The 11,653-nt window shown below is 73.0% G+C and carries 11 protein-coding genes; 3 read left to right on the forward strand and 8 right to left on the reverse strand.

All coding sequences use genetic code 11. The features are described from left to right. Position 1: 1 nt before the first annotated feature. On the reverse strand, positions 2-1,129 hold the full coding sequence (locus tag LQ940_RS03105) for a glutamate--cysteine ligase (protein WP_231244468.1): 1,128 nt from the start codon (positions 1,127-1,129) through the stop codon (positions 2-4). Between the two features lie 41 nt (positions 1,130-1,170). Here LQ940_RS03105 and LQ940_RS03110 point away from each other — a divergent pair, with 41 nt between their 5' ends. Continuing rightward, positions 1,171-2,514, forward strand: coding sequence for a threonine/serine ThrE exporter family protein (locus LQ940_RS03110; RefSeq protein WP_231244467.1), 1,344 nt, complete (start codon positions 1,171-1,173; stop codon positions 2,512-2,514). On the opposite strand, the gene LQ940_RS03115 is transcribed toward LQ940_RS03110, so the two are convergent. Genes LQ940_RS03115 through LQ940_RS03125 form a run of 3 tightly spaced genes read right to left on the reverse strand, consistent with a single transcriptional unit; the run spans position 2,511 to position 5,325 of the window. Beyond that, the gene (locus LQ940_RS03115; RefSeq protein ID WP_231244466.1) at positions 2,511-3,059 is read right to left on the reverse strand and encodes a DUF402 domain-containing protein; all 549 of its coding nucleotides are present in this window, start codon (positions 3,057-3,059) and stop codon (positions 2,511-2,513) included. The genes LQ940_RS03110 and LQ940_RS03115 overlap by 4 nt on opposite strands. Next, positions 3,056-3,874 carry an SDR family NAD(P)-dependent oxidoreductase gene (locus LQ940_RS03120; RefSeq protein ID WP_231244465.1) on the reverse strand — a complete coding sequence of 273 codons (819 nt, stop codon included), beginning with the start codon at positions 3,872-3,874 and terminating at the stop codon, positions 3,056-3,058. The genes LQ940_RS03115 and LQ940_RS03120 overlap by 4 nt, the downstream gene beginning before the upstream one ends. Then, the gene (locus LQ940_RS03125; RefSeq protein WP_231244464.1) at positions 3,871-5,325 is read right to left on the reverse strand and encodes a flavin-containing monooxygenase; all 1,455 of its coding nucleotides are present in this window, start codon (positions 5,323-5,325) and stop codon (positions 3,871-3,873) included. The genes LQ940_RS03120 and LQ940_RS03125 overlap by 4 nt, the downstream gene beginning before the upstream one ends. Positions 5,326-5,373: 48 nt before the next feature. Between LQ940_RS03125 and LQ940_RS03130 the strand changes: the two genes are divergently transcribed. Next, complete coding sequence (locus tag LQ940_RS03130; RefSeq protein WP_231244463.1) at positions 5,374-5,973, forward strand: TetR/AcrR family transcriptional regulator; 600 nt, start codon at positions 5,374-5,376, stop codon at positions 5,971-5,973. 30 nt (positions 5,974-6,003) lie between these two features. On the opposite strand, the gene rocD is transcribed toward LQ940_RS03130, so the two are convergent. From rocD to LQ940_RS03145, 3 genes are all read right to left on the reverse strand, one after another. Next, positions 6,004-7,230 carry an ornithine--oxo-acid transaminase gene (rocD, locus tag LQ940_RS03135; protein WP_231244462.1) on the reverse strand — a complete coding sequence of 409 codons (1,227 nt, stop codon included), beginning with the start codon at positions 7,228-7,230 and terminating at the stop codon, positions 6,004-6,006. Between the two features lie 63 nt (positions 7,231-7,293). Beyond that, positions 7,294-8,679, reverse strand: a complete 1,386-nt coding sequence (locus tag LQ940_RS03140; RefSeq protein ID WP_231244461.1) for a sensor histidine kinase — start codon at positions 8,677-8,679, stop codon at positions 7,294-7,296. Then, a complete protein-coding gene (locus LQ940_RS03145) occupies positions 8,676-9,395 on the reverse strand; it encodes a response regulator transcription factor (RefSeq protein WP_231244460.1) in 720 nt (239 codons plus the stop codon). Before LQ940_RS03145 ends, LQ940_RS03140 begins: the two co-directional genes overlap by 4 nt. A gap of 166 nt (positions 9,396-9,561) precedes the next feature. On the opposite strand from LQ940_RS03145, the gene LQ940_RS03150 reads away from it, so the two are divergent. Further along, the gene (locus LQ940_RS03150; protein ID WP_231244459.1) at positions 9,562-10,053 is read left to right on the forward strand and encodes a hypothetical protein; all 492 of its coding nucleotides are present in this window, start codon (positions 9,562-9,564) and stop codon (positions 10,051-10,053) included. Positions 10,054-10,093: 40 nt separating this feature from the next. On the opposite strand, the gene LQ940_RS03155 is transcribed toward LQ940_RS03150, so the two are convergent. Next, positions 10,094-11,623: an FAD-dependent oxidoreductase gene (locus LQ940_RS03155; protein ID WP_231244458.1), complete on the reverse strand. Its 1,530-nt coding sequence runs from the start codon at positions 11,621-11,623 to the stop codon at positions 10,094-10,096. Between the last annotated feature and the right edge of the window lie 30 nt (positions 11,624-11,653).

Raw genomic sequence — 11,653 nt, forward strand, 5'->3', positions numbered from 1 at the left:
CTCAGAGCCCGTCGCGGAGCTCGCGGACGACCGAGTCGACGACCGCCACGAGGTCGCCCCCGGTGCGCTCGGCGACCGCCCGCTGCCGCTGGTAGGACGCGCCGCGGCGCACGATGTCGAGCACCGAGCGCAGCTCGGCCTCGCAGCCGAGCCGGTCGGCGACCGGGGTCAGCCGCTCCACGAGGCCGACGAGGTCGTCGGTGACCAGGCGCTCCCGGGACTCGGCGTCCAGGATGATGATCGCGTCCAGGCCGTAGCGGGCCGAGCGCCACTTGTTCTCCTGCACGTGCCACGGCGGCATGGTCGCCAGCGTCTCTCCCGCCGCCAGCCGCGTGTCGAGGTCGACCACCAGGCAGTGCACGAGAGCCGTCAGCGCGGCCAGCTCGTCGAAGGTGGAGACGCCGTCGCACACCCGGGTCTCGATCGTGCCCAGGTGCGGGGCGGGCCGCACGTCCCACCGCACCTCGGAGAGCACCTCGATCACCCCGGTGGTGAGCTGGTCGTCCACGAACCGCTCGTACTCGGCCCAGGTGTCGAACTGGAACGGCAGCCCCGCTGTGGGCAGCTGCTGGAACATCAGGGCCCGGTTGGAGGCGTAGCCGGTGTCGACCCCGGCCCAGATCGGGGAGGACGCCGAGAGGGCCTGGAGGTGCGGGTAGTAGTTCAGCAGCGCGGAGAGCACCGGCAGCACCCGGTCGCGCTCGGGCATCCCGACGTGGACGTGGACGCCCCAGATGAGCATCTGGCGTCCCCACCACTGGGTGCGGTTGATCAGCTCGGCGTAGCGGTGGCCCGGCGTCAGCTCCTGCGCGGTCCACGACGCGAAGGGGTGCGTGCCCGCGCCGTACAGGTCGAGCCCGAGCTCGTCGGCGGCCGGCACCACGGCGGCGAGCGTCTCGTGCAGCTCGGCCATGGCCTCGGGCACCGTGCGGCAGACGCCGGTCACGAGCTCGACGGTGTTGCGCAGCAGCTCCTGGTGCAGGCGGCTCGGATCCGGCATCCGGTGCCGGGCGCGGGCGAAGAGATGAGAGGCGTCGTTGCGCAGGTCGCGGGTCTTCCGATCGACCAGTGCCAGCTCCCACTCGACCCCCAGCGTGGGCTCGGCGGAGGCGTGGAAGTCGATGCGCACCCGCCAAGCGAAGCACACTCGGTGCCTGCCAGCATGGCGGGATGGCCGAGGGACGCGCGTTGAACCTGACGATGGACTTCTGTCTCCGGGTGGGGGAGCTGCTGCTCTCGTCGGGGGCCGGCGCCGCCGACGTCACCTCGACCATGCAGACGCTGGCGTGGCACTTCGGCCTGCGGCACCCCGAGATCGACGTCACGTTCACGTCCCTGTCGATGAGCTACCAGGTCTCCCCCGAGGAGTCTCCGCTCATGCAGGTGCGCCACGTCAAGCAGCGCGACATCGACTACGAGGACCTCACGCTCGTCGACCACCTGGTCCGCGACGTGATCGCCGACCACGTGGACCTGGCCGAGGCGCGCGCGACGCTGGCCCGGATCGTGTCGTCGGGGCACGGCACCCCCCGGTGGGCGATCAGCCTGGGCTGGGGAGCCATGTGCTCGGGGGTCGGCATCCTGCTGCGCGGCGACGTCACGGTGGTGGCCATCGCCTTCGTGGCGGCGGTCTGCATCGATCGGCTGCAGCTGTGGATGGCCCGCCGCCGGCTGCCGTTCTTCTACCAGCAGGTCGCGGGCGGAGCCGTCGCCACGCTGCTCGCGGCGGCCGCCGCCGGGGTGGGCCTGGTGGAGAACCCGTCCCTGGTCATCACCGCCAACATCATCATGCTGCTCGCGGGGATCGGGTTCATGGGCGCCCTCCAGGACGCACTCTCGGGCTTCTACATCACCGCCGGCGCGCGGCTCACCGAGGCGCTGCTGGCCACGGCCGGCATCATCGCCGGCGTCAGCGGTGGCCTCACCGTGGCCGACGTGGCCGGCGTGGAGCTGCGCCGCGTCGGGATGGCCGCCTCCACCTGGGAGACGCTCACCCCGGTCGCGCTCGGCGCCGCCCTGTGTGCGGCCGCGTTCGCGTTCTCGTCGTACGCGCCCCGTCGGATCATCCTGCCGATCGCGCTCATCGCCGGGCTCGCCATCTCGATCTCGCAGTCGATCTCGATCCAGGGCTTCGGCCGCGCCTGGCCGACCGCCCTCGCGGCGTTCTTCGTCGGGGTGGTCAGCTACACCGTCTCCGGTCGCCTGCGGGTCCCGCCGCTGGTGGTGGTCGTCTCCGCGGTCGTGCCGATGCTGCCCGGACTGTCGATCTACCGCGGTCTGGCGCTGATGGCCGAGGGCGGGACCGCCACCTCGCAGGGGCTCCTGGCGATGATCTCGGCCGCCTCCATCGCCACCGCGCTCTCGGCCGGCGTGATCCTGGGCGAGTACGTGGCGCAGCCCCTGAGGCGCGAGGCGAGCCGGCTGGAGAGCCGTCTGGCCGGACCCCGGCTGGTCGGTCCGCTGCGCTACCCCGGTAGGCGCCGTCGCCGTCGGAGCCGGACGTTCGCGTCCTAGACGGAGAGCCGTTCGACGAGGCTCAGCCACGCGAGCGCGCTCCCGTCGAAGGGCGCCCGCCTCCCCTCGACCGCCGCGAGGATCCGCTCGGAGGTGGACAGGGCGAGCGCGACCAGCTCGTCGGGGTAGCCGAGCTCGACGCGGTGCTGGGCGAACTCGTCCTCGTCGTCGAGCCAGACCCGCCCGTCGTTCTCGCGGATCACGTCGAGGTCGAGGTCGACCGCCCGCAGGGTGCGGCCGTCCCAGCGCGGTGGCGTGGTCATGTCGACGTAGGTGTGGAGGGGACCCTCCGTGGCGTGGAAGGTGGCGAGCCAACCCCGACTCGCCTGAGCTCCCTCGGCCGGCACCAGGAGCGCCTGGTCGACCGGGGCGACGTAGTCGGCGCCCGGCCGCGACATCGTGCCCCCGGCCGGCAGGCCGAGCCAGTCGCCGGCCTCGTCGGTGCCGAGGAGCACCGCGTCGAACTCCCAGTGGGGACGCTCGCCCCACTTGGTCATCACGACCCGGACGGGGTCGCCTGGCCGCGGTGGCACGGGCGCGGTCACAGCACCCTGCGCGAGGCGCGGGCCGCCACGTCCTGGTAGCGCGACCCGACCAGCTTGGCCGCCTGGTGCACCGCGTGCGCGTCCAGCCCGACCAGCACCCGGGCCTTGTTCTTCAGCACGCCCTTGACGATGACGCGGGCGGCCTTCTCCGGGGTCATCTTGGCCAGCTTCTCGTCGAAGAACCGGGCGAGCTCCGCGGCGTCGTTGCCCTCGGCGGCGCGCGCGTTGCGAGCGATCGCGGTTTTGATGCCGCCGGGGTGGACGGCGGTCACGCCCACGGGGTGGCCGGCCACCAGCATCTCCTCGCGCAGCGCCTCGGTGAGCCCGCGGACGGCGTACTTCGTGGCGTTGTAGGCGCTCTGCCCCGGCATCGAGACCAGCCCGAAGAGGGAGGAGAGGTTGACGACGTGGCCGTCGCCGGAGGCGATCAGGTGGGGAAGGAACTCCTTGGTGCCGTGGACGACCCCCCAGAAGTTCACCCCGACGATCCACTCCATGTCGTCGTAGGACAGGTCCGCGAGGTCCCCGGAGAGCGCGACGCCGGCGTTGTTCACCACCACGTTGACCCGCCCGAAGTGCTCGGCCACGGCCTTCGCGTACGCCGCGAACGCCGCCCGGTCGGCGACGTCGAGACGGTCGCTGCGGACCTCGGCGCCCCTCGCCTTCACCAGGTCGACGGTCTCGGCCAGGCCGGCCTCGTCGACGTCCGAGAGCGCGAGCAGCGAGCCGCGCCCGGCCGTCTCGACCGCGAGTGCGCGACCGATGCCGGAGCCGGCGCCGGTGATGACGACGACCTTGCCGTCGAGGGTCCTCATACGTATGCCTCCTGGTCGAAGGACGCCAACCGGCGCCGGAAGTCTGCGGTGGTGCGGGGCCAGAGGACGGTGTTGCGGCCATGGTCGTCGAGGTACCAGCTGTCGCAGCCGCCCGTCGTCCACACCGTGTGGCGCATCCGGCGCTGCAGGGAGCGGTTCCAGCGGTCGGTGGCCTCCTGGGTGGGCTCGACGGCGTCGAGGCCGCGGCGGCGGACGGTGCGCAGCGCGTCGCGCAGGTAGGCGACCTGGGACTCGATGATGAAGATCATGCTGGTGTGCCCTTGGCCGGTGTTGGGTCCGACCAGCATGAACAGGTTGGGGAAGCCCGGCACGGTCGTGCCCTTGTAGGCCGCCATGCCGGTGCGGCGCCAGGTGTCGGCGAGCGTGCGCCCGGACCGGCCGGTGATGTGCTCGGCGATCGGCAGGTCGGTCGTGTGGAAGCCGGTGGCGACGACGAGCACGTCGATCTCGCGCTCGGTGCCGTCCTCGGTGACGACCGCATCGCCGGTGACCTTGGCGATGCGCTCGGTGACCACCTCGGTGTTGTCGGCGGCGAGGGCGGGGTAATAGGTGTTGGAGCGCAGCACCCGCTTGCAGCCGAAGGCGAAGCGCGGCGTGACCTTGTCGCGCAGGGCCGGGTCGGAGATGCCCTTCTCGATGTTCTTCAGGGCCAGCGCTCGGGCGGGCGCCGCGATCTTGGGCTGGAGGGTGAACGCCGGCACGTACGCCTCGTGCGACCAGTAGAGGGCGGTGCGGTACAGGCGGCGCAGACCCGGCACCCGCCGCAGCGCGAGGCGCTCGAGGCCGGAGTAGGCCCGGTCGTTGCGGGGGATCACCCACGGCGCCGTTCGCTGGTAGACGTCCAGGCGGGCGGCGACCTTCTGCAGCTCGGGGATGATCTGGATCGCGGAGGCGCCGGTGCCGACGACCGCGATGCGCTTGCCGGCCAGGTCGACGTCGTGGTCCCAGCGCGCGGAGTGGAAGACCTGGCCCTGGAAGGTGTCCAGCCCCTCGAGGTCGGGCACCTTGGGCTCCTCGAGGGCGCCGGCCGCGACGACGAGGAACCGCGCGGTCCACACGCCGGCCGGGGTGTGGACGCTCCACCGCTGCGCGGATTCGTCCCAGACGGCGTCGGTGACCGGGGTGTCGAAGACGAACCGGTCGAGCGTGCCGGACTCGGCGGCGACCCGCTGGGTGTAGGCCTGGATGTCGGGCTGGGGGGAGTAGGAGCTGGGCCAGTCGTGCTCGGCGAAGGAGTAGGAGTAGAGCTGGCTCGGGACGTCGCAGGCGGCGCCGGGGTAGGTGTTGTCGCGCCAGGTGCCGCCGACCTCGCCGGCCTTCTCCAGGACCACGAAGTCGGTCTCGCCGTCCTCCTGCAGCTTGATCGCGGCGCACAGCCCGGCGAAGCCTGAGCCGATGATCACGTGGTCGACCGCGTGGGGGGAGCTCATGGCGCGACGGTATTGCCGTTATTGAACGAGTGTCAATACACTCGTGACGTGACGTCACCCGCACGCACCCGGCTCGCTCCCGACGAGCGCCGCTCCCAGCTGCTGGACCTGGGGGTCCGGCTGCTCGCGACGCGCTCGCTCGACGAGCTCTCCATCGACGTGCTGGCCGAGGAGGCCGGCATCTCGCGCGGCCTGCTCTACCACTACTTCGGCAACAAGCACGCCTTCCACGAGGCCGTCGTACGCCGCGCGGCCGACGACCTGATCGCCCAGACCGCGCCGCCCGTGGAGGGCGAGCCGCTGGAGCGGCTGCGGGTGTCGGTGACGGCCTACGTCGACTACGTCACGGCCAACTACGAGGGCTACCTGTCCCTGGTCAAGGGGGCCGCGGGCGGGAACGACGCGCTGCGCGAGATCTACGAGGAGGCCCGCTCCGCACTCACGGACCGGATCTTCCGCGAGGACGCCCGGGGCCAGATCGTCGCGGACACGCCCACGACCCGGCTGCTGGTGCGCGGCTGGTCGGCGATGGCCGAGGAGCTCGTGCTCAGCTGGCGCGCCGAGCCGGCGGGCGTGAGCCGCGAGGAGCTGCTCGCGATCCTCGCGGCCTCCCTGCCGGCGCTCGTCGAGGTCATCGCGCCCGGGTGAGGTCGTAGCCGGTCGGCCCGCGGCCGCGGTCTAGCGCGCGACCACCTCGGCGAGCTGGTCCAGGCCCCAGGAGAGGTCGGCGGCGGAGACGACGAGCGGGGGCGCGAGGCGGATGGTGGAGCCGTGGGTGTCCTTGGCGAGGACGCCGCGGGCCATGAGCGCCTCGCAGACCTCGCGTCCGGTGCCCACAGCGGGGTCGATGTCGACGCCGGCCCACAGGCCACGGACCCGGACGGCGAGGACGCCGTGGCCGATCATCGACTCGAGGCGCTCGCGCAGCAGCAGCGACAGCTCGTCGGCGCGCCGCTGGAACTCGCCGGTGGCGAGCATGTCGACGACCGCGTGGCCGACCGCGCAGGCCAGCGGGTTGCCGCCGAACGTGGAGCCGTGCTGGCCGGGCTTGAGCACGCCGAGCACGTCGCGGTCGGCGACGACCGCCGAGACCGGCACGATGCCGCCGCCCAGGGCCTTGCCGAGGATGTAGATGTCCGGGACGACGTCCTCGTGGTCGCAGGCGAAGGTGCGCCCGGTGCGGCCGAGACCGGCCTGGATCTCGTCGGCCGCGAACAGGACGTTCTCGCGCGTGCAGGCCTCGCGGACGCCGCGCAGGTAGCCCTCGGGCGGGATCACGACGCCGCTCTCGCCCTGGATCGGCTCGATCAGCACGGCGACGGTCGTGTCGTCGATGGCGGCCTCGAGGGCGGCCAGGTCCCCGTAGGGCACCGTCACGAAGCCCGGGGCGAAGGGGCCGAAGCCGTCGCGGGCGTCGGGGTCGTCGGAGAACCCGACGATGGTGGTGGTGCGGCCGTGGAAGTTGCCGGAGGCGACCAGGATCGTGGCGCGGTCGGCGGGCACGCCCTTCACCTCGTAGCCCCACTTGCGAGCGACCTTGATCGCGGTCTCGACGGCCTCGGCGCCGGTGTTCATCGGCAGCACCAGGTCCTTGCCGCACAGGTCGCCCAGGGCGGTGCAGAAGTCGGCGAACTGGTCGTGCACGAACGCTCGGCTGGTGAGGGTGAGCTTGTCGAGCTGGGCGTGCGCCGCGGCGACGAGCGCGGGGTGGCTGTGGCCGAAGTTGAGCGCGGAGTAGCCGGCCAGGAGGTCGAGGAAGCGGCCGCCGTCGACGTCGGTCATCCACGCGCCCTCGGCGTGGGCGACGACCACCGGGAGCGGGTGGTAGTTGTGGGCGGTGCGCTCCTCGGCGCGAGCGAACTCGATGCCGTTGGTGGCGGGCAGGTCGGTCAGCGATGAGGTCATCCGGAGCGCTTCTTCCTCGGGTGGTCGGGCGTCAGATTGTCTGACAATCCGTTGTCCCGAAGACTAGCGCAGATCCACCCGGATCCGGGTGTCGCCCGGCGTCGTGTCCAGCCGTACGTCGCCGCCGTGGGCCGTGACGATCGCCCGGACCAGGGCGAGACCGAGACCGACGCCTCCCTGCCGGTGGCGGGCGGCGTCACCGCGCGCGAACCGCTCGAACGCATGCTCGGCCAGCTCGGGGGGGAAGCCGGGTCCGTCGTCGGCGACCTCGAAGCCGCGGTCGGTCAGCGAGACCGTGACCTCGGTGCCGGGCGGGGTGTGCTTGCGTGCGTTGGTGAGCAGGTTGGTCACCACCTGGTGCAGCGCCTGCTCGTCCCCGAGCACCTCGACCGACTCCTCGGGCAGGTGCAGCGCCCACCGGTGCTCGGGCGCCAGCACCCGCGCGTCCTCGACGGCCTCCAGGAGCAGCCGGGTCAGGTCCACGGGCTCCCGGGCCAGCGGTCGCCCGGCGTCCAGGCGCGCCAGCAGCAGGAGGTCCTCGACCAGTCGGGTCATCCGGGTGGACTCCTCCTCGACCTTCGCGAGCGCGGTCGCCGCGGCCTCGGCGTCCCCCGGTCGGCGTCGGGCGAGCTCGGCGTAGCCCACGATCGTGGCCAGCGGGGTGCGCAGCTCGTGGGAGGCGTCGGCCACGAACTGCCGCACCTGCTGCTCGCTGCGGTGCCGCGCGTCCAGCGAGGACTCCACGTGCGAGAGGAGGGTGTTGAGAGCGGCGCCTACCTGGCCGACCTCGGTCCGCTCGTCTGTCAGGTGCGCCGGCACCCGCTCGGTCACCCCGACCTCGCCCGAGGCCAGCGGCAGGGTGGCCACGGCGCGCGCCGTCTCGGCCACCTCGGTGAGCGGGCGCAGTTGGCGGCGTACGACGCTCGAGGCCAGCGCGCCGGTGCTCACGACGCCCAGCAGCGTGAGCAGCAGCTCCCAGCGCACCACCGACGCGACCGCGGCGTCCACCGACTCGGTGGGCAGCCCGGAGACCAGGCCGCCTTCGACGGTGACCCGGTACCGGCCGTGCTCGGGCACGTCGACGGTGTGCACCTCGCCGTCGTCGGGGACGTCGGCGAGCAGGTCGAGCGCCTCGTCGTCGAGCTGGGCGCTGTCGCCGGGCTGGTCGGCCAGGACGATCCCCACGCCCTCGTCCGGCAGCGCCACGAGGGTGGCGGGCTCCTGGTTGCCGAAGGGGCCCCGCGGCTCGTGGCCGTGCGGACCCGGCCCGCGCAGCCCGGGGCCGTCCTCGGCGCGGCGTGCCGAGGAGAGCACCTTGTCGTCGAGCTGGCCGTTGAGGTAGCTGCGCATGACCAGTGCGGTCGCGCCACTGATGAGCAGCGCGGCGACCGCCACGAGCGCGACGGTCGTCACGACCAGTCGCGAGGCCAGCGACCGAGGCAGCCTCATGCGGCCGGCTTGAGGACGTACCCGGCGCCGCGCATCGTGTGGATCATGGGCTCGCGGCCGGCGTCGATCTTCTTGCGCAGGTAGGAGATGTAGAGCTCGACGACGTTGGCCTGGCCACCGAAGTCGTAGTTCCAGACCCGGTCCAGGATCTGCGCCTTGCTGAGCACCCGGCGGGGGTTGCGCATCAGGTAGCGCAGCAACTCGAACTCGGTCGCCGTCAGGCTGATCTCCTCGCCCGCGCGGCGTACCTCGTGGCTGTCCTCGTCCAGCTCCAGGTCGCCCACCACCAGGACGGGGGACTCCTTGGCCTGCTGGGCGCCGGCGCGCCGCATCAGCGCGCGCAGGCGCGCGACGACCTCCTCCAGGGAGAACGGCTTGGTGACGTAGTCGTCGCCGCCTGCGGTGAGCCCGGCGATCCGGTCCTCCACAGCGTCGCGCGCGGTGAGGAAGAGGACCGGGACGTCGGCGTCGGCGCTGCGCAGCCGGCGCAGCACCTCGAGGCCGTCGAAGTCGGGCAGCATGATGTCGAGCACCACCGCGTCGGGGCGGAACTCCTTGGCCGTGCTCACCGCCTTCGTCCCGGTGTGGGCGGTCTCGACCTGCCAGCCCTCGTAGCGCAGCGCCATCGAGATCAGCTCGGCGAGGTTCACCTCGTCGTCGACGACGAGGACACGCAGCGGTGAGCCGTCGGCGCGTACGAGGTCGTGTTGTGCCATGGCTCCACTGTGCCTCGCCACCCTGTGACTCTCCTGTGAGCGCGATGAGGCGCAGCCAGGAGCCGGCTCACGACGTCCTCATCCTGCGAGCACAGCGTCTGCACAGGCTCGCCGCCGACACTCAGTGGTGCACGAAACGAGAGAACCACAGAAGGAGGTTTCACCCGTGAACGAGCACGAGACCCAGCCCGTTCAGCCGGCCGCGAACCAGCCAACCCCGGACCAGCCGGCCCCGGACCAGCCGGCCGCAAACCAGCCGGCTGCCCCCACCGGGCCCCAGCCCCCGCAGAAGACCAGCTGGCGCAAGCGCAGCCTCGGCGCGCCGATCGTGGCCGGCGTCGCGGCGCTCTGCCTGCTCCTCGGGGGCCTCGGCGGTGCGGCCGTGAGCGCCTGGGCCGACGACGACGAGCCGGACGGCTTCGGTCCGGGCGGACGGTTCCAGGAGCACGGCCACCGGGGCGGCCCCCACGGTGGGCCCGGGATGATGATGCCGCCCGGCCACTACGGCGACGACGAGTACGAGGGCGGCCAGGGCGGACTGCCGTTCGGCGAGCAGCCCGACTCCGAGCTGCCCGACTCCGAGCAGCCTGACTCCGAGCTGCCCGAGGCGCCCGAGTCCGGGACGCCCGCCCCCGAATCCGGAGACGGCGAGGCCTGAGCCGCTCCGCCCCGGGCGCAACCCGCAGGGCTGAGTCGCCTCACGGCCTGAGCAGGTCCCGCACGGCCAGCGACGCGAAGACCATCGCCGAGCCGAGCGGGGCGCCCGGGCCGGGGTAGACGGGGCCGAACACCGAGGCGGCGCAGTTGCCCGCCGCGTAGAGGCCAGGCATCGCGGAGCCGTCGTGGCGCAGCACGCGCCCGGCGGCGTCGGTGACCAGGCCACCCTTGGTGCCGAGGTCGGAGAGCACGAAGCGGGCGGCGTAGTACGGCGGCCGGTCGCAGGGCGTCAACGCGGAGTTGGACCCCTCGCCGCCGGCGAAGAACGTGTCGTACTCGTCGTCCCCGCGGCCGAAGTCCTCGTCGACGCCCTTCTCGCAGAAGCCGTTGAACCGCGCGACGGTGGCGACCAGGGCGTCGGCGGGCACGCCGATGGTGGCCGCGAGGGCCTCGAGGGTGTCGGCCTGTGCCCACGTGCCGGCGGCCAGGTGCTCGACCGGGTCGCCCTCGGGCATGGCGATCGCCGGCAGCCGGCCGCCCTCGCGGGAGTCGAAGACCAGCCAGGACGGCACCCGCGCGGCCTGCCCGTCGACGGCCGCGGCCATCGCTCGGCCCAGTCGGTCGTAGGGCTGCGCCTCGTTGGCGTAGCGCCGTCCGGAGGCGTCGACCAGGAGCCCGCTGCGCAGGCCGAGCGTGAACGACCCGCGGCCGTCGGGGTGCTCCAGTCCGGGGCAGAACCAGCCGAGAGCACTGAAGTCGGCGGCCGCCCCGAGCGCGATCGCCGCTTGGATCGGCTCGCCGGTGTTGGTGCCCTGCGGCGCCATCGTCCATGTCGCGTCGCCGGGGACGCCGCGCTCCTGGCGCAGCGCGGCGTTGCCCTCGTAGCCGCCGGCCGCGAGGAGCACGCCACGCGTGGCGCCGAAGGTGACCGGCCCCTCGGGGGTCATCGCCGCGACGCCCGCGACCCGGCCCTCGTCGTCGGTGAGCAGACCGGTGACCGGCAGGTTCGTGCGGATCTCCCCGCCCTCCCGGACGAGAACCGCCGCCAGCCGGGCGATGAGCGACTGCCCGCCGGTCAGGGTGCTCCGGCCCGGCTCGCCGGCGCGGTCGCGCTCTACCGGCGGGCGCACGAGCTCGGCCACCTGGGCCGGCAGGTCGCCGCGACGGACGCTCGTGGGCTGGATGGAGCGCCCGGAGGCGACCCGGCCGGGCGCCTCGTAGTACTCCGGGAACGGCAGCCACTCGAAGTCGACGCCCAGGTCGTCCTCCAGTGCGGCGACCAGCTCGGGCGCGTGCGCGAGGAACGCCTCGACCAGCTCGTCGTCGGGCTGGTGCAGGATCGCGTCCAGGTAGCTGCGCGCCGACTCGGTGGAGTCCGCGATACCCGCGCGCTGCTGCACCCGGCTGCCAGGCAGCCAGCAGGCGCCGCCGGAGTAGGCCGACGTCCCGCCGATCTGGCTGGTCTTCTCGACCACGACCACCGACAGCCCGGCCTTCGCCGCCAGGGCCGCGCCGGTGAGCGCGCCACCGCCCGAGCCGACCACGACCACGTCGTACTGGTGCTCTGTCACGGCGCGATCCTCGCAAGTAGAACGTGTTCT

This window comes from Nocardioides sp. cx-173, assembly GCF_021117365.1.
GTDB lineage: Bacteria > Actinomycetota > Actinomycetes > Propionibacteriales > Nocardioidaceae > Nocardioides.